We start from the raw sequence: 23961 nt of genomic DNA, 5'->3' as shown, positions 1-23961 counted from the left end.
TGAAAGCAGGTGATCGACATGCCGGCGTCTTCTTGCAGCTTGCAGCTAGAAGCTTGCAGCTCATTGGGAGCCACCATGCAACACAACGTCATCCTGGTCCTGCTCGACGGCCTGAACTACCAGGTCGCCCACCACGCCATGGGCCACCTGCACGCCTATGTCGAGGCCGACCGCGCCGCGCTGTACCGCGTGGAATGCGAACTGCCGTCGCTGTCGCGGCCGCTGTACGAATGCATCCTCACCGGTGTACCCCCCATCGACAGCGGCATCGTGCACAACAACGTCAACCGCCTGTCCAACCAGCGCAGCGTGTTCCACTACGCCCGCGAGGCCAACCTGGGCACCGCGGCGGCGGCGTATCACTGGATGAGCGAGCTGTACAACCGCTCACCCTTCGACCCGCAGCGTGACCGCCACACCCACGCGCCCAAGCTGCCAATCCAGCACGGGCTGTTCTACTGGGACGACCGCTACCCCGACTCGCACCTGCTGGCCGACGGTGAATACCTGCGCCGCCGCCATGCACCGAACTTCCTGCTGGTTCACCCGATGAGCATCGACGACGTCGGCCATCGCCACGGCCTGGACAGCAGCCAGTACCGCAACGCCGCGCGCAGCGCCGATATCCTGCTGGCCGACTACCTGCCGGGCTGGCTCGAAGAGGGTTACCAGGTACTGGTCACTGCCGACCACGGCATGAACAACGATCGCTCGCACAACGGCCTGCTGGCCGAAGAACGCGAAGTCCCGCTGTTTGTCTTTGGCGACGCCTTCAGCCTGGACCCTGCGGCCAAGCCGCTGCAGACCGAGCTGTGCGGGACCATCTGCGAACTGCTGGGCGCCGCGCACGACAAGACGGTGTGCCGGGAGCTGCTCAAGTGAACCGTGGCCGATACCTGGCCCTGCTCTGCCTGCTGCCGTTCGCCGTGTTCTTCGTCATCTTCCAGGTCGCGCCGCTGGCCTGGGTGGCAATCAACAGCCTGCAATCGGAAGCCGGCTGGGGTGTGGCCAACTTCAGCAAGGTGTTCGCCTCGAAGTTCTACCTGCAGGCACTGCAACGCAGCCTGGAGATCAGCTTCTGGTCGAGCCTGTTCGGCATCGTCATCGCTACCCTCGGCGCCTATTCGCTGCGCCAGGTCGACTCGAGGCTGCGCGACTTCGTCAGCGCCTTCGCCAACATGACCAGCAACTTTGCCGGGGTGCCGCTGGCCTTCGCCTTTATCATCCTGCTCGGTTTCAACGGCGCGCTGACCCTGCTGCTGAAACAGGTCGGCCTGCTGGAAGACTTCAGCATCTATTCCAAAAGCGGTTTGATCCTGGTGTACACCTACTTCCAGATCCCGCTGGGCGTGTTGCTGCTGTACCCCGCCTTCGACGCCCTGCGCGAAGACTGGCGCGAGTCGGCTGCGCTGCTGGGCGCCAGCCACTGGCAGTTCTGGCGGCACATCGGCCTGCCGGTGCTGACCCCGGCCCTGCTCGGCACCTTCGTCATCCTGCTGGCCAACGCGCTGGGTGCCTATGCCACCGTGTACGCCCTGACCACCGGCAACTTCAACGTGCTGCCAATCCGCATCGCCGGCCTGGTGGCCGGTGACATCAGCCTCGACCCCAACCTGGCCAGTGCCCTGGCGATGGTGCTGGTAGGGCTGATGACACTGGTCACGGTGGTGCACCAATGGCTACTGAAACGGAGCTACCATGCGCGCTGACTCGCATTCTGGCGGCTGGTACCACCGCGTCGTGGTCTACCTGCTGTTCCTGATCCTGCTGCTGCCGCTGGCCGGCACCCTGCTATACTCGCTGGCCACCAGCTGGTCGGCGAGCCTGCTGCCCAGCGGCCTGACCTTCAAGTGGTACCTCGCGCTGTGGAGCGAGCCGCGCTTCCTGGCAGCCTTCGGCCAGTCGCTGCTGGTATGCGTGGGCGCGCTGCTGCTGTCGGTGGTGCTGATCCTGCCGCTGCTGTTCGTGGTCCACTACCACTTCCCCAGGCTCGACGCGCTGATGAACATCCTGATCCTGCTGCCATTCGCGGTACCGCCGGTGGTGTCGTCGGTGGGGCTGCTGCAGTTGTACGGCAGCGGGCCAATGGCCATGGTCGGCACGCCGTGGATCCTGATCGGCTGCTACTTCACCATCGCCCTGCCGTTCATGTACCGGGCCATTACCAACAACCTGCAGGCCATAAACCTGCGCGACCTGATGGACGCCGCCCAGTTGCTCGGCGCCAGCACCTGGCAGGCCGCGTTGCTGGTGGTGCTGCCCAACCTGCGCAAGGGCCTGATGGTGGCGCTGCTGCTGTCGTTCTCGTTCCTGTTCGGCGAATTCGTGTTCGCCAACCTGCTGGTCGGCACCCGCTACGAGACCCTGCAGGTGTACCTGAACAACATGCGCAACAGCAGCGGCCACTTCAACAGCGCGCTGGTGATCTCGTACTTTGCCTTCGTGCTGGTACTGACCTGGGTTGCCAACCGCCTGAACAAGGACAAGTCCTGACATGAGCTTCGTCAGCGTACAGAAACTGCAAAAAAGCTACGCCGGCAGCCCGGTATTCGAAAACATCGATTGCCATATCGAACGCGGCGAGTTCGTCACCCTGCTGGGCCCCTCCGGCTGCGGCAAGTCCACCCTGCTGCGCTGCATTGCCGGGCTGACCCCGGTGGACAGCGGGCAGATCCTGCTGGATGGCCAGGACATCGTGCCGCTGAGCCCGCAAAAGCGCGGCATCGGCATGGTGTTCCAGAGCTATGCGCTATTCCCCAACATGACTGTGGAGCAAAACGTCGCCTTTGGCCTGCGCATGCAGAAGGTCAAGGCCGACGAGAGCCAGCAACGGGTACGCGAGGCACTGGAGCTGGTAGAGCTGGGCACGTTTGCCGGCCGCTACCCGCACCAGTTGTCGGGCGGCCAGTGCCAGCGCGTAGCCCTGGCCCGTTCGCTGGTCACCCGCCCGCGCCTGCTGCTGCTCGACGAGCCGCTGTCGGCGCTGGATGCGCGCATCCGCAAGCACCTGCGCGAGCAGATACGTGCCATCCAGCGCGAGCTGGGGCTGACCACCATCTTCGTCACGCACGACCAGGAAGAGGCGCTGACCCTGTCCGACCGCATCTTCCTGATGAACCAGGGGCGCATCGTCCAGAGCGGCGATGCCGAAACCCTTTACACCGCGCCGGTGGACCTGTTTGCCGCCGGTTTCATTGGCAACTACAACCTGCTCGACGCCGACAGCGCCAGCCGCCTGCTGCAACGCCCGGTGGCCAGCCGCCTGGCGATCCGCCCTGAATCGATTACCCTGGGCGTCAACGGCGAACGGGACGCCGAGGTACGCAGCCACAGCCTGCTGGGCAACGTGATCCGCTACCGGGTGCAGGTGCGCGATGTGGAGCTGGTGGTCGATGTGCTCAACCGCTCCCCGGCCGACCTGCATGCCGATGGCCAGCGGGTATCCTTGTCGATCGACCCCACGGCGCTGCGCGAAGTGGCCTAAGGAGATTCAATACGATGGCATTGGCAATTTTCGATCTGGACGAAACTTTGATCCACGGCGACTGCGCGTCGCTGTGGAGCGAGCAGATGGCCCGGCTGGGCTGGGTCGACGGCAACGAATTCCTGCGCCGCGACCATGAGCTGATGGCGGCGTACGGCAAGGGCCACCTGCACATGGAGGACTACATGGCCTTCAGCCTGGAGCCGATTGCCGGGCGCACCCTGGAAGAGGTCGAGCATTTGGTAGCACCGTGGGTTGAAGAGGTGATCGAGCCGATCATCTACGGCGACGCCTGCCGCTGCATTGCCGAACACCGCAAGCGCGGTGACCGCATCCTGATCATTTCCGCTTCAGGCACGCACCTGGTGGGGCCGATTGCGGCGCGGCTGGGGGTGGATGAGTACCTGGCGATCGAGCTGGAGGCAGTGAACGGGGTATATACCGGCAAGACCCACGGGGTGCTGACCTACCGCGAGGGCAAGATTACCCGGTTGCTGGAGTGGCTGGACCAGGAGCAGGAGAACCTGGAGGGGGCGAGTTTCTATTCCGATTCGAGGAATGACCTGCCGTTGTTGTTGAAGGTGGATCACCCGTATGCGGTGAACCCGGATGGGGTGTTGCACGAGCATGCCGAGACCAATGGCTGGCCGATTTTGAGTTGGTCCTGACAGTAATTGGCTCGCCTGTGCCGGCCTATTCGCGGGTAAACCCGCTCCTACAAGGATCACCGCTCCCTATGTAGGAGCGGGTTCACCCGCGAATAGGCCAGGCCTGGTTAAGCCAGGCTTGGGTCAATCACCATCACCAGCTTGCCGGACACCTGGTTGGTCTCCAGCTCGGCATACGCCGCCTGGGCAAACTCCACCGGGTAGGTATCGACCAACTGCGGTGACAAGCGCCCTTCGGCAAACAGCGGCCACACCTGCTGCTGCAACTCGCGCAGCAGTTCGGCCTTGAAGCTGTCATCGCGGTTACGCAATGTCGAGCCGGTAATCTCCAGGCGCTTGCCCAGCACCTGTGCCAGGTCCAGCTCGAACTTGCGCCCGCCCATCAGGCCGATGATCACCCAGCGCCCGTCACGGGCCAGCAGCTTGAGGTTGAGCTCGCCATAACTGGCACCCACCGGGTCGAGGATCACGTCGAACGGCCCGAAGCCTTCCAGCGCGTCCAGGTTCTGGTTACGCACCACGCCACCAGCGGCCCCCAGCGCCTCGCAATAGGCCAGGCGGTCCGCCGAGCCAACGCTGACCCACACCGGGCTGCCAAACGCCTTGCACAGTTGAATGGCCGCCGAACCCACACCACTGGCCCCTGCGTGTACCAGCACCTTCTCGCCGGCCTTCAGCGCACCCAGCTGGAAGATGTTCAGCCAGGCGGTGGCATACACCTCCGGCAGTGCGGCGGCCTCATGCAGGCTCAGGCCCTCGGGTACCGGCAGCACGTGGCGAGCATCGACCACCACTTCCTCGGCCATGGCGCCGCTGGCCAGCAGCGCACACACGCGGTCACCCACGCGCCAGTCGGCACCGGCACCCACCTCGGCAACCACCCCGGAACACTCCAGGCCCATGTACGGGCTGGCACCTGGCGGTGGTGGGTACAAACCTTTCATCTGCAGCAGATCGGCGCGGTTCAGCCCCGCTGCAGCCACGCGAATGCGCACTTGGCCCGCGTCACAGGCCGGGTGTTCGGCCTCGACCCAGGCCACATGTCCGTCAACGCCTTGCAATGCCTTCACAGTGCCTCCATAGTTGAATCATATGACCGAGCCTGGGCAAGCACGTGCCCAGGCTTTTTGCAGTATGCGCCCGGCTCTCTTGGAACCGGCGAACGGAATAGACGGCCTACTATGCGTGATCAAATGCCCCCACGTAAAATCAGCATGAAGCATTTCCTCCCAAGCACCGCCCTGGCCCTGATGGTTGGCCTGGGTAGCCTCACGCTCGGCGGCAATGCGGCGGCCGCCAACAAATGGGACAGCCTGCAGCCGGACCGCGACGAGATCGTCGCCAGCCTCAACGTGGTGGAATTGCTCAAGCGCCATCATTACAGCAAGCCGCCTCTGGATGACGCCCGTTCGGTCATCATCTACGACAGCTACATCAAGCTGCTGGACCCGGCGCGCAGCTACTTCACCGCGGCCGACATTGCCGAGTTCGACAAATGGAAAACGCAATTCGACGATTTCCTCAAGAGCGGCAACCTCGACCCGGGCTTCACCATCTACAAACGCTACCTGGACCGCGTCAAGCAACGCCTGGACTTCGCCTTGGCCGAGCTGAACAAGGGCGTCGACAAGATCGACTTCACCACCAAGGAAACCTTGCTGATCGACCGCAAGGACGCACCGTGGCTGAAGAGCCAGGCCGAACTCGACGACCTGTGGCGCAAGCGCGTGAAAGACGAAGTCCTGCGCCAGAAGATCGCCGGCAAGGAACCCAAGCAGATCCAGGAAACCCTGACCAAGCGCTACAAGAACCAGCTGGCGCGCCTGGACCAGACCCGTGCTGAGGATATCTTCCAGGCCTACATCAACACCTTCGCCCAGTCCTACGACCCGCACACCAACTACCTGTCGCCGGACAACGCAGAAAACTTCGACATCAACATGAGCCTGTCGCTGGAAGGCATCGGCGCCGTGCTGCAAAGCGACAACGACCAGGTCAAGATCGTGCGCCTCGTGCCGGCAGGCCCGGCAGCCAAGACCAAGCAGGTGGCCCCGGCCGACAAGATCATCGGCGTGGCCCAGGGCAACAAGGAAATGGTCGACGTGGTCGGCTGGCGCCTGGACGAAGTGGTCAAGCTGATCCGAGGCCCGAAAGGCTCCGTGGTGCGCCTGGAGATCATCCCGGCCAGCAACGCGCCTAGCGACCAGACCAGCAAGATCGTCTCGATCACCCGAGAAGCGGTGAAGCTGGAAGAGCAGGCAGCGAAGAAGTCGGTACTCAAGCTCAAGCAGGACGGGCGTGACTACAAGCTGGGCATCATCGAGATCCCGGCCTTCTACCTCGACTTCAAGGCCTACCGCGCGGGCGACCCGGAGTACAAGAGCACCACGCGTGACGTGAAGAAACTGCTCACCGAACTGCAAAAAGAAAAAGTCGACGGCGTGGTCATCGACTTGCGCAACAACGGTGGCGGCTCGCTGCAGGAAGCCACCGAACTGACCAGCCTGTTCATCGAGAAAGGCCCGACCGTGCTGGTGCGTAACAGCGACGGCCGTGTCGACGTGCTGGAAGATGAAAACCCCGGCGCCTTCTACAAGGGCCCGCTGGCGTTGCTGGTCAACCGGTTGTCAGCCTCGGCTTCGGAGATTTTCGCCGGTGCCATGCAGGACTACCACCGCGCGCTGATCATCGGCGGCCAGACCTTCGGCAAAGGCACCGTGCAGACCATCCAGCCGCTTAACCATGGCGAGCTGAAGCTGACCCTGGCCAAGTTCTACCGGGTTTCCGGGCAGAGCACCCAGCACCAGGGCGTGTTGCCGGACATCGACTACCCGTCGATCATCGACACCAAGGAAATCGGCGAGAGCGCACTGCCAGAAGCCATGCCGTGGGACACCATTCGCCCGGTGGTCAAGCCGGCGGCCGACCCGTTCAAACCGTTCCTGGCCCAGCTCAAGGCGCAGCATGAAGCACGCAGCGACAAGGATGCCGAGTTCACCTACATCCGCGACCGCCTGGCCCTGACCCAGAAGTTGATGAACGAGAAAACTGTCAGCCTCAACGAGCAGGACCGTCGCGCCCGTCACGACGATATCGAGGCCAAGCAGCTGGCACTGGAAAACATCCGCCGCAAGGCCAAGGGTGAAGAGCCGCTGAAAGAGCTTAAGAAGGAAGACGAAGACACGCTGCCGGCCGAGGATGAAAACACCAAGCCGGAAGACGACGCTTACCTGTCGGAGACCGGTCGCATCCTGATCGACTACCTCAGTGCCAGCACCAAGGTGGCTAAGAAGTAAGGCGTTGCGGCAATGATGGCAGATTAATGTGAAAACATTCATCGCGCTGTCGTGAAATATGGGGGCCGGGCATGCAGATGCCCGGCCTTTTCATTTTCAGGAATTCGTCATGACCGTTGCCGAACCGCTCATGCGTTGCCTATGCCGGCCATTCGCGGGTAAACCCGCTCCTACACAGGCAACACAGCCCTTGAGCCTTGCGCGGTCCCTTGTAGGAGCGGCCTTGCCGGGGCGCCGGACCGGTCGGATGGGGCGCGAAGCGGCCCCGGCAATTTTGCATGATGCGCAAATCCTAGGGCAGCTGCGCGCCCCATCCGACCGGTCCGGCGCCCCGGCAAGGCCGCTCCTACAGGGGATCTCGACTGGGCTGGCAATCAGGCCGTTTCGGGATAGCTGTACTCGAACACCCGCACCACTTCGGAAGCATGCCACGACGCCGCCTCCATGCCATCCACCGGCCCGGAGAAGCGCCCAAGGCGCTCTACGCATTCGAAAAAGCCGGTACGCGGCAAACGGCTGGCGCCTTGGCTGATGACCAGCGAGCTGCGCAAGGGCTGCTCGGCACGGGCATCCAGCACTGCCAGGTATTCCAGCGCGGCGGTCAGCGTCTGCATGGCTGGGCTGGGCAGTTGCAAGCGCTCGATCAGCGCGCGGTAAGTCAGCAAGTGGCGTTGACGACGGGCCAGGTCAAGCTCGCCCAGCAGGTTATCCCAATGCTGACGGCTGATCCTGACCTGGCTCATGATGGCTCGCTCCAGCCTGCCACCCCCAAGTGCCAGGCCAGTGCACGGCGGATAGCTGCATCCGGCTGGCGCTCGCCCGACTCGATCATGGCCAGGTACGCCGGGCTTACCCCGACATTGCGCGCCAACTGCTCAGGGGCGATGCCCTTGGCCTGGCGGATCTGTGCAACTTCACTGAACGCCGGCAACGGCGCAGCAACAGCAGCTGTGGCCTGTTCGCTGACACCGGCCTCGGCCGGTGCCTGCCCTGCGGCCTTGAGCAGCGCCTGGTATTGCTCCCAGGGAACGACGGCGTACTCGGGCTGACCGTCCCGGCTGATAACCTGAATACCCATTACAAACCCCTTTAAATAGGATTACAGCATGTAATCCGTAGGCATAACCCTTATGCCAATTATATTACCAACTCCGGGGTCTGTGCAGTTGCGGTGCGGTACTGGCCGGTTTCACCGCGTATTGCGTTCCAGGCGCAGCGCTTCCGGGGTGGCTGGCAAGCGCTCGACCACGCGCAGCCGCTCGGGTGCCTGGCTGTCGCGCCAGGCCTTGAAGCGCGCCAGTTCATCGGCCACGGTCTTCAGTACCCAGCCCAGTACCGCGACGTCATCCAGAAAGCCCACACCCAGCAGCCAGTCGGGGATGGCATCGATGGGGCTGACGAAATACAGCAGGCCAGCCACGATGGTGACCAGGGCTTTGGGGCTGATGGCGCGGTACTCGCCACGCCACCAGGCCAGGCACAACGACTGCAGCAGCTTCACGTCTTCACGCAGTTGGCCGATACGCGGGCCTTTGCGCGCCACGGCAAACAGCAAGGCCGGCAACCGGCCGCGGCTGAGCAGGCGCTCTGCCAAGGGCAGGAAACGGGCGAAATTCCAGGGTGCGCTCATGGAGCCTCCGAGAGGGAAAAGGTTATCCACATTTATTGTGGATAACCTTGTGAACAGGGCGAAGTTTCTGACCCCGGGTGCCTGCCAGGCAAGGGCCCCGGTCAGATCGGGCGTTTTTTACACAGTCGTTTCATACGGTGGCTACCTGCACCGCAAACGATTTGCGTCAGAAGCTTCCTACTTCTTCACGCTGCATTTCCTCGGACAGTATCAGCAGTTGCAGGTTCGTCCAATCGCCACAAACGAAAACGCCCCGTGAGGACGGGGCGTTTTCGACAACCTGCCAGATTACTTGGCAGGGGCTTCGGCAGGGGCTTCAGCCTCAGGCTCGGCGCCTTGCAGCTGGGCCGGGTCCTTGATGGCGATCAGTTCCAGGTCGAACACCAGTACCGAGTTGGCCGGGATCAGCGGGCTTGGGCTTTGCGCGCCGTAGGCCAGTTCAGCCGGGATGAACAGCTTGTACTTTTCGCCAACGTGCATCAGCTGCAGGCCTTCGACCCAGCCCGGGATGACGCCGCTGACCGGCAGGTCGATCGGGCTGCCGCGCTCGACGGAGCTGTCGAATACCTTGCCATCGATCAGCTTGCCTTCGTAGTGGACAGTGACCACATCGGTCGGCTTGGGCTGCGGGCCGTCGGCCTTCTTGACCACTTCGTACTGCAGGCCCGAAGCGGTGGTGACAACACCCGGCTTCTTGGCGTTTTCTTCAAGGAACTTCTTGCCGGCAGAAGCCGCTTCTTCGCTGGCCTTGGCCAGGCGCTCTTCTGCGCGTTTCTGCAAGGCGGTGAAGGCCTCTACCAGCTCTTCGTCCTTGATGCGCTGTTCTTTCTTGCCAACGGCGTCTTCGATGCCGAGGGCGACTGCTTTCGAATCAAGGTCTTCCATGCCTTCCTGAGCCAGGCTCTTGCCCATGTTCAGGCCGATTCCGTAGGAGGCTTTCTGCGCCGGAGTCTTCAGCTCGGGGCTGCTGGCCTGTTGATCACAGCCAGCCAGTACCAGGCCAACCAGGGCAACCGCAGCCGCCAAACGATGCTGTTTCATGTGATTTCCTTGTTCATGCGCCATAAGGGCAATCAGGGTAGAAGCCGCGAGCTTATCAGGCGTTCCCAACCCATGGCTACCGGCATAAGAGCCAGCAAACGGGGATTAGTTCCACAGCCTTGCGCGCGGCAGAAAAGCCTTAATGAGTGCAAAAGATCATTCGTTACGCTTTGTATCGACCAAGATATACCATAACGCTATCATCTGCCGCTTTCAGGATACTGGCGCGATAGCGGCCAGGCTATCTAGAACAGGCTTTCGGGATGCACAATGAGATGGGATGGAGCAGTCACCTTCGGTGATTACTGGCTGGGCTACACCGGCAATACCGACCAGACTGCTGCCCATGCCCATGTCGCCATCCAGCTGTGCATCGGCCTGCGCTACGACATCACGGTGGAGTTCGGCAAGCAGGTGCTCACCGCGCCTGGGGTATTGATCGGGCCTTCCGTCGACCACCGTTCACTGCCCAACCCGGACCGCGTCGCCTTTCTCTACTGCTACCCGGATGCCCCCCTTGGCCGCGCACTGAAAGCCTTGCTCGACGACAGTGGCAAAGCCGCTGTCAGCCAGGACATCGTCGACTGCGTGCGCCATGCCGCCAATTTCCACGAGGTGGTGGCAGCGCTGGAACTCAAGCTGGTCCCCCCCGAAAGCTTCGACCCCCGCCTGTCCAATGCCCTGAACCTGCTGCGCCAGGACTGGGCCGGTATCGGCGCGGTATCGCGTGCTGCCAGCGCGGTGGGCCTGTCCAGCCCGCGCCTGCGTTTTTTTGCTACGCGGCAGATGGGCGTGCCGCTGTCGCAGTGGATCATCTGGCGCAAACTTGAACGTGCCTGCCACGCCCTTGCCCACGATGCCAGCCTCAGCGATGCCGCCATGGCCGGCGGTTTCGCTGACCAGGCCCACCTCACCCGCATGATGCGCCGCATGGTCGGCATGTCGCCCAGCCGCGTCGCCATGGTGCTGCGCAATACAAGCGATTCATTCAAGAATCCGCAGTTCTAAATCGCCATCATCCCCTCCAGCCCGCGCCAACCGGGGTCTCCACCACCAGGCGCAGGGCCACTTGCCGGCCGCCTTTTACCCAGGGCACACAGGTCGGCTTTTTTAATCGTTCCGGTCCTTGGCCCCCTTGCGGCTGCCAGGCAGACGAGCGCCATGGCACACGCCACTTCATCAACCTAGCGAGCAAGGAGTGCTAGCCCATGTCAGGACCCTCACGGCTGACCGTTTTCCTTACCGGCGGCGCCGGCGTACTGGGCGATACCCTGATCGACCAACTGGCCGACCGTTACCACCTGGTCTGCCTGACCCGTCGCAGCAGCATCCGCCACCCTGGGGTCGAAACCCTGCGCGGTGACATCTGCCAACCGAACCTGGGCCTGTCCAGCGCGGACTACCTGGCGCTGACCAAGCGGGTCGACTGGGTCATCCACTGCGCGGCCATCACCCGCCTGGATGGCCACGCCGAAGCGGTGTTCTCGGTCAACTACCAAGGCACCGAGCAGGTGCTGGCGTTTGTCCGCGACGCCGACGTACCGCTGTACCACATCAGCACCGCCTTCACCCACCCGTGCGACTACCACCCCGGGGTAATGCCTTCGACCCCGTACGAAGTGGTCAAGCGCCAGGCCGAAAGCCTGGTGCGCGATGCCGGCGTACCGGTGTCGATCTTCCGCCCGTCAATCATCATTGGCGACAGCCACAGCGGCCACATGCCCATGCTGCAGGGCTTTCACCTGACCATGGGGCTGATGATGTCGGGCTACCTGCCGATCATCCCGTGCCCGGAAGACGGGCGGGTCGATGTGATCGCCCGCGACGTGGCGGCGGCTGGCATTGCCAGCGCACTGGACCAGCGCCTGATCGGCGACGACTACTTCCTCAGCAACGGCCCTCAGGCGCTGGACATTCGCACCCTGCTCGACCTGATGTGCGTGGAAATGCACGACCAGGGCAAGCCCTTCCAGCGGCCGCGCTGCATGAACCCCGACATCTATGAACGCCTGGTGCGCCCGGTGTTCTTGCCGGCCCTGGAAGAGAACATCCGCGCCGCCCTCGGCCGCGCCACCCAACTGTGCCGCTACGCCAGCCTGCTGCAGCCGCTGCCCAGCTCGCTGGAGCAACTGTTGCCGGCCCAGCGCCTGGCCATGCGTTCGCCGCGCCAGGAACTGGCCCTGACCCTGGCGCGGTTGTCGCCCAAGCTTTCGGCCATGCAACGCATGCTGAAGATTCCGGCAGCGGGTGAAAGCCGTGGCGAACTGGCCATGGAGGCCTGAGACGATGAACAGCTTCACTCCCTTGCCCGAAGGGCTCGACGCCGAGCGCGTGCGCACGCAGTACCGTGACCATGTCAATGCCGGCTATGCCCGCCTGGCATCGATGATGAACCTGCCGATCGAGGTGGCTGGCGAAGGCGTCTACCTGTTCGACATGGACGGCAACCGCTACCTCGATGCCGGTGGTTACGGCGTGTTCCTGCTCGGCCATGCGCACCCGCAGGTGGTCGAACAGGTCAGCCGCCAGCTGCACAGCCACCCGATGGCCAGCAAGCTGATGCTCAACCCGTTCCAGGCCCAGGCCGCCGCCGCCTTGGCTGCGCTGTGCCCTGCCCCGCTGCAGTACGTGTACTTCTGCAACTCCGGCACCGAAGCCACCGAGGCCGCCCTGAAGCTGGCCTGGCTGAACGGCTGCCAGCAGGTGATCTCGACCTTGGGTGGCTACCACGGCAAGACCCTTGGCGCGCTGGCGGTGACCGGGCGCGACCTGTATCGCTCGCCGTTCGACGACCGCCTGGGCCACAGCCACTTTGTGCCATTCGGTGATATTGAAGCGCTGCGCCAGCAGTTGCAGGCGCAGCCCGAACGCGCCTGCGTGATCCTTGAACCGGTGCAGGCCGAAGCCGGGGTGATCGTGCCTGCGGCTGGCTACCTGCAGCAGGTGCGGGCGCTGTGCGACCAGTACGGCGCGGTACTGATTGCCGATGAAATCCAGTCGGGCATGGGCCGCACCGGGCGCTGGTGGGCCTGCGACCACGAGGGCGTGGTGCCAGACATTCTGCTGGTGGGCAAAAGCCTGTCCGGTGGCTGCGTGCCAGTCAGCGCCATGGTCTGCACGCCCGACATGCAGGCGCCCCTCAATCGCAACCCGCTGATGCACACCACCACCTTTGGCGCCAACCCGCTGGCCATGGCGGCGGTAATGGCGACCCTGCAGGTGATGCAGCGCGAACAACTGGTGACGCGCGCCGCCGCCTTGGGGCAACGCTTGCAACTGGGCCTGCACAACGTACTGCGCCAGCACCCGCGCGGCGCCGAAGTACAGCTGCGCTGCGCCGGCCTGTTGCTGGGCCTGGAGTTCGCCGATGCCGGCTTGGCGGCAAACATGGTCATGCACCTGATCGACCAACGCATCGTGGTCAACCATTCGCTCAACGATCACCGGGTTATCCGCCTGACGCCGCCGGCCCTGTACAGCGACAGCGACGTTGAATGGCTGCTCGGCGGTTTCGCGCGCGCCCTTGCCCGAACCTTTGAATAGGACACCGAAATGAAAGAAGTCAGCCTGAACGCCCATGTTCCCAGCCAAAGTGCCCAACAGGTCTACGCCGCCATCAGCAACTTCAGCGTCTACCCGCAGTTGTGCGAGTCGGTGCGCAACATCGAGATCGAAGCGATCCATGAGCACGAGGTGCTGAGCAACTGGGAGGTGAACTTCCACAGCGGCATTCTCAAGTGGCAGGAACGTGACGTGTTCGACCCGGCCAACCTGCATATCCACTTCCGCCAGACCGCGGGCGACATCGACCATTTTTCCGGCTCGTGGCAAGTCAGCGAAACCGCCGAAGGCGCCAGCATCGCCTTCCGCTCCTGTTTCGACCTGGGCCTGCCGATGCTGGCCGACATGCTCGACCCGGTCGCTCGCCAGGCGATCCGCGACAACATCAGCGCCATCATTCATGGCCTGTTCCCGAACAGCCAGATCAAGGATTGATGCCATGCCCCTGTCACTCCTGCACAACGCCCGGCAAACCTTGCAACGCTTTGCCCCGGACTTTGCCAAGCTGCTGACCGAGCTGCCGTTCGAACAGCGCGAAGCCGCGGGCAGCCCGGTGGTGGACTGGTTCAAACATACCGGCCCGGTGGCCTTGCTGGTGCCCAAGGCCGGTGGCGGCCTGGGTGCCAACGCCCGCGAAGCGCTGCACGTGCAACTGGCCCTGGGTGCCTTGTCGCCTTCGCTGGCCGTGGCCAGCACCATGCACCAGTTTTCCGTGGCCAGCCTGGTCGCAGTCGCCAACAACGGCGCAGGCGCCGAAGGCCTGCTGTTGTCGGCCATCGCCCAGCAACGCCTGCTGCTGGCCTCGGGCTTCGCCGAAGGCGTGCCCGGTGGCGGCATCCTCGATGCCGGCATGGAAGCCGTGCAACTGGCCGACGGCGTACGCCTGAGCGGCAGCAAGCAACCGTGCAGCCTGAGCAGTTCGATGGACCTGCTGACGGCAAGCTACAGCCGCGCCAGTGAGCACGGCGAAGAACTGATGATCGCGCTGATCCCCGCGACCGCCCCCGGCATCAGCCACCACCCGTTCTGGGGCAACAGTGCCCTGGCCGCGGCGCAAAGCCTGGAGCTGCGCCTGGACGATGTCTACGTCAGCGACAAGATGATTTTCTCCGCCGGGCTGAAATCACAGCTGGGCGACGTGCAGACCATCGGGTTCATCTGGTTCGAGCTGCTGATCAGCGCCAGCTACCTGGGGGCCTGCATGGGCCTGGTGGAATGGGCCATCGAAGAGCGCCGCTGGAGCGACCAGCAGCGGGTGCAACTGGCCTGCCAGGCGCAACTGTGCCTGAGCGCGCTGGAGGGCCTGGCCTACGAAGTCGATCAGTTGCAAGGCAACGCCGACGACTTGCTGGCACGCCTGCTGCTGACCCGCTACGGCATCGAACAGCAACTGGCCAGCGCCTCCGACCTGGCCCACCAGATGCTCGGTGGCCTGGCGTTCATCCGCTCGAACCTGGGCTGCGACTGGCTGGCCAGTACCCGTGGCCTGCAGTTCCACCCGCCCGGCCGCTTCAGCATGACGGCCAACCTCGACCGCTACCTGCAAGGCGCCACCTTCAGCATCGCCAATGGAGTCACCCTTTGAAACTGCTCAACAAGATTGTCGTCATTACCGGCGCGGCACGCGGCCTGGGCCTGGAAACCGCGCGCAAGCTCAAGCGCCAAGGGGCAACCGTGATCGGCATTGACCGGCTTGAACCGCACACGGCCCTGAACTTCGATGCCTACTACCTGCTCGACCTGTGCGACCGCGAGCGCCTGGATGAAGCCGCCACCTCGATCCTTGAACGTTTCGGCGACATCGACATCCTGGTCAACAACGCCGGGGTGCTGACCCTGGAACGGGGCGAAACCGGGGTAAACGATGACGTGCGCCGCGCCCTGGAAGTCAACCTGCTGGCACCCTGGCAGTTGACCTCGCGGTTTTTGCCGGCACTGCTGCGCAAGCGTGGCAAGGTGGTCAACGTGTCTTCGCTGTTTGCCCTGGTCAACGCGCCCTACGTCGCCGCCTATGCCACCAGCAAGCGGGCCATGAGCGCCTATTCGGATGTGCTGCGCATGCAGTACCCAGGCCAACTGGACGTGGTCACGGTGTTCCCCGGCTTCATCGACACTGCCATTCACGACCCGGCCGAACGGGTCGGGCTGTCGGTCAAGCGCCTGGTCAGCTTCAAGCGCGGCGAGCGTGTGCTGCTGTCGCTGGAAGAAAAACTCGACGACGCCAGCAATGGCCTGATGCGCGCCTGCACCCAGCATGGCCTGCGCAACCGCGGGCTGACCTTCCTCGGCAGCGTGGCCATGTACACCGCGCGCTGGCTGCCGAGCCTGGTCGATGCCTTTATCAGCCTGCGCCTGCGCAGCCTGAGCAAGGCCGGCCAGCTGGCGCTCAAGCCCGAACTGATCGACTGAGGCCGGGCCGATGACGCAACTGGCACTGGACAAGCCCACGCTACGCCCGGCACGCAGCCTGCTCACGCCGTCGGCGCTGGAAACCACCCTGGTGGTCGGCTATGCGTTGCTGCTGTTCGCGGCACCGCTGGCGTTGCTGGTGGCCACCCTCGAGTGGGCACCGCAGGCATGGCCGCTGTTGCTGCCGCTGTTACTGCTGGCCGGCTACGGCCTGTTCCTGCAGGGCATCCTCGGCCACGAGGGCTTCCACTTCAACCTCAGCGACAACCGCCTGTACAGCTGCCTGCTGGCGGTGCTGCTGAGCTCGATGCTGACGGGCTTCTGTGTCACCGGCTACTTCGTCGACCACTGGCAGCACCATCGCTACAACGGCGGCCCCAAGGACCCGGACTGGCGCCTGCTGCGGCGCTACCGCCTGGCGCTGAGCCGGCTGCTGCTGTCGCGCCTGCATGCCACCGCCTGGTACTTGCTGCAAACCGTGCGCCTGGCATTGCCCGGCGCCAAGGTCAACGGCGCGCTGCCGCTGCCGGATGGGCAGATCCGCTTGCTGGCCAGGGTCAACCTGGCCTGCCAGCTGCTGTGGCCGGTCGTGTGGCTGCTGCTGGCGGCGAAATGGCCGCTGCTGCTGCCGGCCGTGGCCGGGTGCTTGCTGCTGGCGCTGTTGATATCGGCCCTCAACGCCTATCAGGAGCATGCCTTCGACACCAGCGTGGCGATGCCGGTGGCGCGCTCGCGCACCGCCCGCCTCAGTACCCTGCTGCACTTGGGCTCCAACTACCACCTGGAGCACCACCTGTACCCGCGGGTGCCGTGCTGGCGCCTGCCGCGCCTGCACCGGCAACTGCTCGCCAGCGGTTGGTACGAAGGCCGCCAGGCGCTGCTCGAACCGCGTTTTTTCGGCGCCTTGCGCTACTGCAAGGCACGTTTCCCCTATGCCGGCGCCTGGCAAACGATGCCACCGCCAGGCAGCCCCGGGCAGTGATTCACACCCGGTGAGCAACCCCCACACTCAAGGAACCGAGTATGTCTTTTGACGTAGATGAACTGATTGAAAACGAACGCCGCACCCTGCTGGCACACCCGCTGTTCGCCCGTATCAGCACCCTGGATGATGTGCGCCTGCTGATGGAGAACCATGTCTTTGCCGTGTGGGACTTCATGACCCTGCTCAAGCGCATCCAGCGCGACCTGACCTGTGTCAGCCTGCCCTGGCTGCCGCCGCGGCACATCATTGCCGCGCGGTTGATCAACGAGATCGTCACCGGCGAGGAAACCGATGAGCACCCTGACGGCGGCTTCATCAGCCACCTCGACCTGTACCTCAGCGCCATGGATGAGATCGGCGCCGATACCGGCCCGTTCCGCCAGTTCCAGGCGCTGCTGCAAGCCGGCGTGCCACTGGCCCAGGCGTTGACCAATGTCGACATCCCGCTGCCGGCCAAGGTGTTCGTCAGCAAGACCCTGGACGTGGCCCTGCACGGCTCTACCGAGCAGGTGCTGGCGTACTTCTTCTTCGGCCGCGAAGACATCATCCCCGACATGTTCGGCGGCCTGCTGCAGCGCTGGGCCATCGATGAAGCCAGCGTGCCGATGCTCACCTACTACCTCAAGCGCCACATCGAGATGGACGGCGACGACCACGGCCCGGCAGCCAAACGCATCATTGCCGAAATCGTCAGCGAACCGGCGCAACAGCAGGCCCTGGCGAAAAGCGCCGGCGACGCGCTGGTCGCCCGCACGGTGCTGTGGGATGGCGTGCTGGAGCAGTTGCACCAGCGTGTTGCGGCTAACGCACAGGCCACCTTCGCCGCAGCCGCAGGCTAAGCATTAGCCCTTGCCTGCGCGCACCTGAGGCGCAGGCAAAGGGGTGATGGCCCACAACGACAAGGATGAGAGCGTGTGACATGACGAAAGGCAAGTACGCCAAGTTGGCAGTTTCGGTGCTGGTCATTGCAGGCCTGGCAGTGCTGGGGTTGCAACGCTGGCAATACGCACGGCAGTACGTCAGCACCGACAACGCCGAAGTGGAAGGTGTGATCATCCCTATCCGCGCCCGCCTGAGCGGCGTGGTGGTGCAGGTGCCGGTGCACGAAAACACGCGCGTGAACCAGGGCGACTTGCTGTTCCAGGTGCGTGAGGACGAATACCAGCAACGGGTCGAACAGGCCAGGGCCAATTACCTGGGCGCGCTGGTGGCCACCGGCCAGGGCGGCATGCCCGGCCTGATGGACAGCCAGGTGCGCAGCGCGGCCGCACGCAGCCAGGCGGCGCAGGCCACCATCGGCCAGCTGGTGGCCAACGTAGAACAGGCCCGCAGCGACTACCAGCGCACCCAGCGCCTGGCCGAGCAAGGGGTGGTCAGCACCCAGGACCTGGAAGCCGCGCAGGCCCGTTTCAATGCCCTCAACCACCAGTTGCAGGCGGCCCGCGACAACTCCACGGCGGCCCGCGAAGGCACCCTGGCCAACCAGGCAGCACTGAAGGTTGAAGAGTACCGGATCAAGGCTGCCGAATCGGCCCTGGCCCTGGCCCGCATCGAACTGCAGGACACCCGCCAGGGTTCACCCCGGGACGGGGTGATCGTGCACAAGGATGTGCAACCCGGGCAGTTCGTGGTGGCCGGGCAGAAGCTGCTGAGCCTGGTCAGCACCGAGCGCATGTGGGTGGTGGCCAATTTCAAGGAAACCCAGATCGGCCGGGTACGTGTCGGCCAACCGGCGCGGATCAGCGTCGATGCCTTCCCCGGGCAACAGTTCGACGGCGTGGTGCACAGCCTGGTGCCGGCCACCGGCGCGCGCTTCTCGCTGCTGCCGCAGGAAAACGCCACCGGTAACTTCACCAAGGTGGTGCAGCGCATTCAGGCACGCATCGAGTTCCGCGAACTACCCACGGCCATGCAGCAGGCGCTTAGCCAGGGCATGAGCGTGTTCGTCGAGGTCGATACCCGCGACAGCGGGCAAACCCTATGAGGTCGCCGTGGCTGGTGGCCATGACGGTCACCCTGATCTCGATGATGGAGCTGCTCGACGTGACCATCGTCAACGTCGCCATCCCCAGCCTGATGGGCAGCTTTGGCGCGTCGGTGGACGAAATCTCCTGGGTCTCGACCGGTTATATCGTCGCCAACGTGGTGATCCTGCCGGCCAGCGGCTGGCTGTCGGCCTGGTTTGGCAGGCGCCGTTACTACCTGGTGTCGTCGGCGCTGTTCGTGCTGGCCTCGCTGGGTTGCGCGCTGTCGCAAGAACTGTGGCAGATGGTGTTCTGGCGGGTCATCCAGGGCCTGGCCGGGGGCGGCTTGCTGGGTATTTCGCAAGCGATCATCTACGACGTGTTCCCCAAGGAAAAGGTCAGCGCCGGCATGGCCCTTTATGGCGTCGGGGTGATGATGGGGCCGACCCTTGGCCCGTCGGTGGGGGGCTACCTGATCGATGAATTTTCCTGGCACTGGATCTTCCTGATCAACCTGCCGATTGGTGCGCTGGCCCTGCTGCTGGCATGGCTGTGCGTGGACGACTCGGCCAACGAACGGCGCCCGCAAAGCATCGATTACCTGGGCTTCGTGCTGCTTGCCGTGGGTGTCGGCAGCTTGCAGATCTTGCTGGAGCGTGGCGAACACTGGGACTGGCTGGAGTCGGACCTGAGCCTGCTGTGCCTGGCCCTGGCGCTGCTGGGCCTGCTGGGCTTCTGCTACTGGGAGCGGCGGGTGGCCAACCCGATCGTCAACCTGGCGCTGTTCAACAACCGCGAATTCCTGCTCGGTTCGGTGTGTGCCTTCTGCGTCGGTTTCGGCTTGTACAGCACACTGTTCATGGTGCCACTGCTGCTGCAGACACTGCTGGAGCAAAGCGCCTATCAAAGCGGCCTGGTGATTTTCCCCGGGGCCCTGGCCAGCGCGGTCAGCACCCTGGTGATCGGCAAGCTGTCGCAGGAAAACCGCATCGATGAGCGTTACTTCATTTGCGTGGGCATTCTGGTTTACGGCTACGCCATGTACCTGCACACCCAGTTCACCCTGCAAAGCAACCCCGACACCCTGTACTGGCCGCTGATCATCCGTGGTTTCGGCCTGGGCATGATCTTTGTGCCACTGACCAACCTGGCCATGCGCCAACTGCCGGTACAGCTGATTTCGGTCGGCTCCGGCGTGCTCAACCTGATGCGCCAGCTGGGGGGCAGCGTCGGTATTGCCATCGCCGCCACCTTGCTCACGCGGTTCTCCTGGGCGCGCTACCGCCAGCTGGCCGAGCATGTCGACGAAAACCGCCTGCTCGCCAGCGGCTGGGACCTGGCCAACCTTGACCCGCGGCGGCTCTCCACCGACCTGCTCGGCGCCGACCAGGCCAATGCCGTGCTGGCCTTCATCCAGGCCCGGGAACAGGCCCAAATGCTCGGTTTCAGCATGCTCTTCGGCCTGCTCGGCGCAGTGATGCTGATTGGCGTGCCGATGGTGCTGCTGATGCGCAACCCCCGCCAACCCAAGCCCTCACTTGCAAAGGAGTCCGTGACGTGTTCGGACAATGCACACCCATCCGCCTAGCGTTGCTGGTGCTGAGCCTGGTTTGCGCCAGCCCGGCCCAGGCCCGCGACCTGTACCAGACCTACCAGCAGGCCCTGGGGCATGACATGGCCTATGCCGCGGCCGAGCAACGCCAACTGGCAGCGGCGCAAAAGGCCCCGCAAGGGCTGGCCAGACTATTGCCGCACCTGTCGCTGGAAAGCGGCGCGGCGTGGGTCGACCGCGAACACAGCGGCGCGGCCACGCGCAACCGTGACAACTCCAATGCCTACGCGCTGGTGCTGATCCAGCCGCTGCTGCGCTGGCAGAACGTAATCGGCCATGAACAGGGCAAGGCCTTGGCCACCGCCGGCGAAATCGACCTGCTCGCCGCGCGCCAGGACCTGATGCTGCGCGTGGCCGACGCCTACTTCGAGCTGTTGCTGGCCGAAGACCAGTTGGCCACCAGCCGCCAGCAGGTACAAACCCTCGGCCAGCAACTGGACAAGGCGCAGCGCTTTCGCCGCGAAGGCTCGGGCACCGAGAACGAGGTGCAACGCATCCAGGCCCGTTACGACCTGGCCCAGGCCGAGCAGATTGCCGCCGGCAATGCCTTGCGCCTCAACCAGCAGGCCCTCGCCCGACTGACCGGCAGCACCCCGGGTGAACTGGCCAGGCTGGACGATCAGGTGGCCTTCAGTGGCCCGCAACCGGCCCGCCTGGATGCCTGGACTGACCAGGCGCGCCTGCACAACCTGAAGGTACAGGCCGCCGAGGTCCGCCGACTGATCGCCGGGCAGGAAGTGGACAAGCAGCAGGCCGGCCACCTGCCCACCCTCGACCTGGTGGCCGCGCATGGCCGCTTTGCCTCGGTCGGTGGCAGCCTGTATGACGTGACCGTGCCCGAAGAGAAGTACACCCAGACGGTGGTGGGCGTGCAGCTCAGCGTGCCGTTGTATGCCGGCGGTGGCACCCAGAGCCGCACCCGCGAGGCCCGCGCCCTGCAGGGTGCTGCCGAGGATGAACTGGAAGATGCCCGGCGCGAGGCCGACTTCATGGCGCGCCAGGCCTACCTCAACCTGACGGGCGGCATCAGCCAGTACCAGGCCCTGCAACAGGCCCTGCGCTCCAGCCAGAGTGACCTGCGCATGACCACGCATGCCTTCGAGGCCGGGGCGCGCATCAGCAACGACGTGCTGGACGCCGAACAGCAGCTGACCCGTACCCGCCTGCAACTGGCCCGCCAGCGCTACGCCATCCTGCAGGCCCAGTTACGCCTGATGGCGGCCAGCGGCAGCCTCAGCGACGACAACCTCAAGGCCCTTAGTGCCCTGCTCACCGCGCGGGTTCAAGGGTAGGCGCCTTCGCGGTACTGCCCGGCCACCTCGCGCAGCACTTCGCACACCCACTGCCCCGGCAGGCTCTGCGGCAAGGCGGCATTGCGGCAGATGCCGACCGAGCCGCCGGGCTCGCGCACGCCGAGGTCCAGCTCGACCAGCTCGCCACGGCGCAAGTCGAGCAGTACCGCATCACGCGGCGCCACCCACAGGCCGTCGCTGTTCAACAGGTAGCGCCGGCTCAGCGCCAGCGACAGGGTTTCCAGGCGCTGCGCGGGCATCTGGATGCCGCACTGCACGAACAGGCTGTCGGCGTGCTGGCGGATGGTGGTGCCGGCTGGCGGCAACACCAATGGGTAGCGCCCGACTTGGGCACGTTCTACCGGGGTACTGGCCAGCAGCGGATGCCCCGGGCGTACCACCAGGCTCATCGACTCGCTGTACAGGTGCTCGAATGACAGGCCCTGGATCTGCGGGCTGTCGGTCATGCGCCCGACCACCAGCTCCAGCTCGCCCAGGTGCAGCTGGCCGAGCAATTGCGCGCTGACCCCGGTGACCACGCTGATCACCAGCGCTTCATGGCGCTGGTGCAGGCGGCACAACACCTCGGGCATGAGCAGGCCTTCGACCGTGGACAACACGCCAATACGCACCTGCGACGGCGCCCGCGCCTCGCCACGCAGGCTGCTGACGCCATCGCGCAGGGCCTGCACGCTGGGCCCGGCGTAACGCATGAAACGCGTGCCGGCCGGGGTCAGCTCGACGCCCTGGCGGGTGCGCACGAACAGCCGCGTTTCCAGCAGGTCTTCGAGTTCCTTGAGGGTTTTGGAGATGGCCGGCTGGCTGATGGCGAGCACGTCGGCAGCCCTGGCCAGGCTGCCCTGCCGGGCAATCTCCAGGAAGCACAGCAGGTGGCGGTACTTGATGCGGGTGTCGAGGTTCATGCCGGCAAGCTTACCGCATCGCCACCTGCGGCGTATCCGGGTCGCGTTGCTGGCGGCGGAACTGCCCGGGTGGCAGGCCGTGGATCTGGCGAAAACGCCGGGAGAAGTAGGCTTCGTCGGCAAAGCCACACAGCCGCGCCACCTCGCCCACCGGGCGACTGCCGTTGAGCAGGTAGTTGCGTGCGGCGTGCATGCGCCGCTCCAGCACCAGTTCGCTGAAGGTTTTGCCGATTTCCTTGCGCAGCCAGTGGGTCAGGTAGGTGGGCGACAGGTAGGTGGCGGCGGCAACCTTCTGCAGGTTCAGGTCGGGGTCGTCGATATGCCGGCGCAGGTATTCGCTCATGCGGCCCAGCGCAGCGCGGCGGCTGAGTTGCGCGGCATTGCTGTCGGCCAGTTCGCGCAGCGGCTCGGCATACAGGCCGCAGACCTGGCCGATCAGTTGCAGCAACAGGCCCTTGAGGATTTCGCGGGTGCCGAAGCGGCGGTTGGCATCCAGTGCACGCATGCGGTCCAGGACTTGCCGCAGTTCGGCAAAGTCGGCCTCGCCCAGGCAGAAGTCGAGATGCTCCTGAAAGCGGAACGGCGACAGCTCTGGCGCCTGCAGGATCGACACCTCTTCCAGGTCCATCGGGTCGCAGGCCAGGTGCGGCAGCAGGAACGTCTGCGAGAAGTTGATCACCACGAAGTCGCTGTCGAGCGGGTGCGGGATCACATGTACCCGGTGCGGCAGGATGAAGGCCAGGGTATTGCGCCTGAACGGGCGCTGTACGCTGCCGATGTGTTGCACCGTGTCGCCGCCGAGGTTGACCTGGATCTGGAAGTACTCGTGGCGATGCGGCGCCGTTTCGGCGGGGCGGCCGCGCTGGTCGCGGATGTAGAAGTCCATCAGCTCGCTGCGCTGCTGCATGACGTAGGTCGGGACCTCGCGCTTTGGGGGCATTGGGCTGGCTCCTGGCTGTAGGTAGGAGGTTGCCTGTGCGGGCCCTTTCGCGGGTGAACCCGCTCCTACAAGGTCCGCGCAGCATTTGAGGGCTGCGCTGTACTTGTAGGAGCGGGTTTTACCCGCGAAGAGGCCGGAACAGGCAATACAAGTTGT

24 protein-coding genes are annotated in these 23961 nt (G+C 64.5%); 17 read left to right on the top strand and 7 right to left on the bottom strand.

The genetic code is table 11. The features are described 5' to 3' along the window. The first annotated feature begins 75 nt into the window (after nucleotides 1-75). Genes ACIP02_RS21305 through ACIP02_RS21285 form a run of 5 tightly spaced genes read left to right on the top strand, consistent with a single transcriptional unit; the run spans nucleotide 76 to nucleotide 4152 of the window. Entirely contained in the window at nucleotides 76-882 is an 807-nt protein-coding gene (locus tag ACIP02_RS21305; RefSeq protein WP_368977973.1) for an alkaline phosphatase family protein, read from the top strand. Continuing rightward, the gene (locus ACIP02_RS21300) at nucleotides 879-1709 is read left to right on the top strand and encodes an ABC transporter permease (protein WP_400620182.1); all 831 of its coding nucleotides are present in this window, start codon (nucleotides 879-881) and stop codon (nucleotides 1707-1709) included. Before ACIP02_RS21305 ends, ACIP02_RS21300 begins: the two co-directional genes overlap by 4 nt. Then, nucleotides 1699-2493: an ABC transporter permease gene (locus tag ACIP02_RS21295; protein ID WP_400620179.1), complete on the top strand. Its 795-nt coding sequence runs from the start codon at nucleotides 1699-1701 to the stop codon at nucleotides 2491-2493. The genes ACIP02_RS21300 and ACIP02_RS21295 overlap by 11 nt, the downstream gene beginning before the upstream one ends. Nucleotide 2494: 1 nt before the next feature. After that, nucleotides 2495-3484 (top strand): ABC transporter ATP-binding protein, encoded by a 990-nt coding sequence (locus tag ACIP02_RS21290; RefSeq protein WP_400620176.1) that lies wholly within the window; start codon nucleotides 2495-2497, stop codon nucleotides 3482-3484. 14 nt (nucleotides 3485-3498) lie between these two features. Then, nucleotides 3499-4152, top strand: coding sequence for an HAD family hydrolase (locus ACIP02_RS21285; protein ID WP_400620173.1), 654 nt, complete (start codon nucleotides 3499-3501; stop codon nucleotides 4150-4152). Between the two features lie 107 nt (nucleotides 4153-4259). Here ACIP02_RS21285 and ACIP02_RS21280 read toward each other — a convergent pair whose 3' ends face one another. Next, entirely contained in the window at nucleotides 4260-5222 is a 963-nt protein-coding gene (locus ACIP02_RS21280) for an NAD(P)H-quinone oxidoreductase (protein WP_400620170.1), read from the bottom strand. A 144-nt stretch (nucleotides 5223-5366) separates the two neighbouring features. On the opposite strand from ACIP02_RS21280, the gene ACIP02_RS21275 reads away from it, so the two are divergent. Further along, the gene (locus ACIP02_RS21275) at nucleotides 5367-7448 is read left to right on the top strand and encodes a carboxy terminal-processing peptidase (protein WP_400620167.1); all 2082 of its coding nucleotides are present in this window, start codon (nucleotides 5367-5369) and stop codon (nucleotides 7446-7448) included. Nucleotides 7449-7822: 374 nt separating this feature from the next. Here the strand turns inward: ACIP02_RS21275 and ACIP02_RS21270 are convergent, their stop codons facing one another. The 4 genes from ACIP02_RS21270 to ACIP02_RS21255 form a co-directional block, all read right to left on the bottom strand. After that, nucleotides 7823-8191, bottom strand: a complete 369-nt coding sequence (locus tag ACIP02_RS21270; RefSeq protein ID WP_013971408.1) for a hypothetical protein — start codon at nucleotides 8189-8191, stop codon at nucleotides 7823-7825. Beyond that, nucleotides 8188-8526, bottom strand: a complete 339-nt coding sequence (locus ACIP02_RS21265) for a multiprotein-bridging factor 1 family protein (protein ID WP_400620163.1) — start codon at nucleotides 8524-8526, stop codon at nucleotides 8188-8190. Before ACIP02_RS21265 ends, ACIP02_RS21270 begins: the two co-directional genes overlap by 4 nt. A 111-nt stretch (nucleotides 8527-8637) precedes the next feature. Beyond that, on the bottom strand, nucleotides 8638-9078 hold the full coding sequence (locus tag ACIP02_RS21260) for a YkvA family protein (protein ID WP_400620160.1): 441 nt from the start codon (nucleotides 9076-9078) through the stop codon (nucleotides 8638-8640). Nucleotides 9079-9366: 288 nt separating this feature from the next. Next, nucleotides 9367-10119: an FKBP-type peptidyl-prolyl cis-trans isomerase gene (locus tag ACIP02_RS21255; protein ID WP_201205990.1), complete on the bottom strand. Its 753-nt coding sequence runs from the start codon at nucleotides 10117-10119 to the stop codon at nucleotides 9367-9369. 270 nt (nucleotides 10120-10389) lie between these two features. On the opposite strand from ACIP02_RS21255, the gene ACIP02_RS21250 reads away from it, so the two are divergent. The 11 genes from ACIP02_RS21250 to ACIP02_RS21200 all read left to right on the top strand — a co-directional run bounded on the left by ACIP02_RS21250 (nucleotide 10390) and on the right by ACIP02_RS21200 (nucleotide 21942). Next, nucleotides 10390-11127 (top strand): helix-turn-helix domain-containing protein, encoded by a 738-nt coding sequence (locus tag ACIP02_RS21250; RefSeq protein ID WP_400620157.1) that lies wholly within the window; start codon nucleotides 10390-10392, stop codon nucleotides 11125-11127. A gap of 200 nt (nucleotides 11128-11327) precedes the next feature. After that, on the top strand, nucleotides 11328-12401 hold the full coding sequence (locus tag ACIP02_RS21245) for an SDR family oxidoreductase (RefSeq protein WP_400620154.1): 1074 nt from the start codon (nucleotides 11328-11330) through the stop codon (nucleotides 12399-12401). Between the two features lie 4 nt (nucleotides 12402-12405). Continuing rightward, complete coding sequence (locus ACIP02_RS21240; protein WP_400620151.1) at nucleotides 12406-13662, top strand: aspartate aminotransferase family protein; 1257 nt, start codon at nucleotides 12406-12408, stop codon at nucleotides 13660-13662. A gap of 9 nt (nucleotides 13663-13671) precedes the next feature. Further along, entirely contained in the window at nucleotides 13672-14115 is a 444-nt protein-coding gene (locus tag ACIP02_RS21235) for a type II toxin-antitoxin system RatA family toxin (RefSeq protein ID WP_400620148.1), read from the top strand. Nucleotides 14116-14119: 4 nt separating this feature from the next. Next, nucleotides 14120-15265, top strand: a complete 1146-nt coding sequence (locus tag ACIP02_RS21230) for an acyl-CoA dehydrogenase (protein WP_400620145.1) — start codon at nucleotides 14120-14122, stop codon at nucleotides 15263-15265. Beyond that, the gene (locus ACIP02_RS21225; protein ID WP_400620142.1) at nucleotides 15262-16089 is read left to right on the top strand and encodes an SDR family NAD(P)-dependent oxidoreductase; all 828 of its coding nucleotides are present in this window, start codon (nucleotides 15262-15264) and stop codon (nucleotides 16087-16089) included. Before ACIP02_RS21230 ends, ACIP02_RS21225 begins: the two co-directional genes overlap by 4 nt. 10 nt (nucleotides 16090-16099) lie before the next feature. Further along, a complete protein-coding gene (locus tag ACIP02_RS21220) occupies nucleotides 16100-17071 on the top strand; it encodes a fatty acid desaturase (protein WP_400620139.1) in 972 nt (323 codons plus the stop codon). 41 nt (nucleotides 17072-17112) lie between these two features. Next, a complete protein-coding gene (locus ACIP02_RS21215; protein ID WP_400620136.1) occupies nucleotides 17113-17913 on the top strand; it encodes a DUF3050 domain-containing protein in 801 nt (266 codons plus the stop codon). 80 nt (nucleotides 17914-17993) lie between these two features. Continuing rightward, nucleotides 17994-19058, top strand: coding sequence for an HlyD family secretion protein (locus ACIP02_RS21210; protein WP_400620134.1), 1065 nt, complete (start codon nucleotides 17994-17996; stop codon nucleotides 19056-19058). Continuing rightward, complete coding sequence (locus tag ACIP02_RS21205) at nucleotides 19055-20626, top strand: DHA2 family efflux MFS transporter permease subunit (RefSeq protein ID WP_400620131.1); 1572 nt, start codon at nucleotides 19055-19057, stop codon at nucleotides 20624-20626. Before ACIP02_RS21210 ends, ACIP02_RS21205 begins: the two co-directional genes overlap by 4 nt. Next, nucleotides 20596-21942, top strand: a complete 1347-nt coding sequence (locus ACIP02_RS21200; protein ID WP_400620128.1) for a TolC family outer membrane protein — start codon at nucleotides 20596-20598, stop codon at nucleotides 21940-21942. Before ACIP02_RS21205 ends, ACIP02_RS21200 begins: the two co-directional genes overlap by 31 nt. Here the strand turns inward: ACIP02_RS21200 and pcaQ are convergent. After that, nucleotides 21933-22865, bottom strand: a complete 933-nt coding sequence (gene pcaQ / locus ACIP02_RS21195) for a pca operon transcription factor PcaQ (protein ID WP_400620125.1) — start codon at nucleotides 22863-22865, stop codon at nucleotides 21933-21935. The two genes, ACIP02_RS21200 and pcaQ, sit on opposite strands and share 10 nt — an antisense overlap. Nucleotides 22866-22875: 10 nt before the next feature. Next, on the bottom strand, nucleotides 22876-23805 hold the full coding sequence (locus ACIP02_RS21190) for a helix-turn-helix transcriptional regulator (RefSeq protein ID WP_400620122.1): 930 nt from the start codon (nucleotides 23803-23805) through the stop codon (nucleotides 22876-22878). Nucleotides 23806-23961: the final 156 nt, after the last annotated feature.

The sequence above is a fragment of the Pseudomonas sp. NPDC089408 genome (assembly GCF_044749445.1).
In the GTDB taxonomy this organism is placed as follows: domain Bacteria; phylum Pseudomonadota; class Gammaproteobacteria; order Pseudomonadales; family Pseudomonadaceae; genus Aquipseudomonas.
Note: the sequence above shows the minus strand (reverse complement) of the source record. Positions and strands in the feature narration are given on the sequence as shown.

Excerpts from the sequence above, each read along its gene's own strand:
- ACIP02_RS21215 (WP_400620136.1), top strand. The coding sequence starts at position 17,113 with ATGTCTTTTGACGTAGATGAACTGATTGAAAACGAACGCCGCACCCTG.
- ACIP02_RS21270 (WP_013971408.1), bottom strand. The coding sequence starts at position 8,191 with ATGAGCCAGGTCAGGATCAGCCGTCAGCATTGGGATAACCTGCTGGGC.
- ACIP02_RS21210 (WP_400620134.1), top strand. The coding sequence starts at position 17,994 with ATGACGAAAGGCAAGTACGCCAAGTTGGCAGTTTCGGTGCTGGTCATT.
- ACIP02_RS21230 (WP_400620145.1), top strand. The coding sequence starts at position 14,120 with ATGCCCCTGTCACTCCTGCACAACGCCCGGCAAACCTTGCAACGCTTT.
- ACIP02_RS21290 (WP_400620176.1), top strand. The coding sequence starts at position 2,495 with ATGAGCTTCGTCAGCGTACAGAAACTGCAAAAAAGCTACGCCGGCAGC.
- ACIP02_RS21250 (WP_400620157.1), top strand. The coding sequence starts at position 10,390 with ATGAGATGGGATGGAGCAGTCACCTTCGGTGATTACTGGCTGGGCTAC.
- ACIP02_RS21305 (WP_368977973.1), top strand. The coding sequence starts at position 76 with ATGCAACACAACGTCATCCTGGTCCTGCTCGACGGCCTGAACTACCAG.
- ACIP02_RS21190 (WP_400620122.1), bottom strand. The coding sequence starts at position 23,805 with ATGCCCCCAAAGCGCGAGGTCCCGACCTACGTCATGCAGCAGCGCAGC.
- pcaQ (WP_400620125.1), bottom strand. The coding sequence starts at position 22,865 with ATGAACCTCGACACCCGCATCAAGTACCGCCACCTGCTGTGCTTCCTG.
- ACIP02_RS21255 (WP_201205990.1), bottom strand. The coding sequence starts at position 10,119 with ATGAAACAGCATCGTTTGGCGGCTGCGGTTGCCCTGGTTGGCCTGGTA.
- ACIP02_RS21245 (WP_400620154.1), top strand. The coding sequence starts at position 11,328 with ATGTCAGGACCCTCACGGCTGACCGTTTTCCTTACCGGCGGCGCCGGC.
- ACIP02_RS21260 (WP_400620160.1), bottom strand. The coding sequence starts at position 9,078 with ATGAGCGCACCCTGGAATTTCGCCCGTTTCCTGCCCTTGGCAGAGCGC.
- ACIP02_RS21235 (WP_400620148.1), top strand. The coding sequence starts at position 13,672 with ATGAAAGAAGTCAGCCTGAACGCCCATGTTCCCAGCCAAAGTGCCCAA.
- ACIP02_RS21275 (WP_400620167.1), top strand. The coding sequence starts at position 5,367 with ATGAAGCATTTCCTCCCAAGCACCGCCCTGGCCCTGATGGTTGGCCTG.
- ACIP02_RS21220 (WP_400620139.1), top strand. The coding sequence starts at position 16,100 with ATGACGCAACTGGCACTGGACAAGCCCACGCTACGCCCGGCACGCAGC.
- ACIP02_RS21265 (WP_400620163.1), bottom strand. The coding sequence starts at position 8,526 with ATGGGTATTCAGGTTATCAGCCGGGACGGTCAGCCCGAGTACGCCGTC.
- ACIP02_RS21240 (WP_400620151.1), top strand. The coding sequence starts at position 12,406 with ATGAACAGCTTCACTCCCTTGCCCGAAGGGCTCGACGCCGAGCGCGTG.
- ACIP02_RS21205 (WP_400620131.1), top strand. The coding sequence starts at position 19,055 with ATGAGGTCGCCGTGGCTGGTGGCCATGACGGTCACCCTGATCTCGATG.
- ACIP02_RS21295 (WP_400620179.1), top strand. The coding sequence starts at position 1,699 with ATGCGCGCTGACTCGCATTCTGGCGGCTGGTACCACCGCGTCGTGGTC.
- ACIP02_RS21285 (WP_400620173.1), top strand. The coding sequence starts at position 3,499 with ATGGCATTGGCAATTTTCGATCTGGACGAAACTTTGATCCACGGCGAC.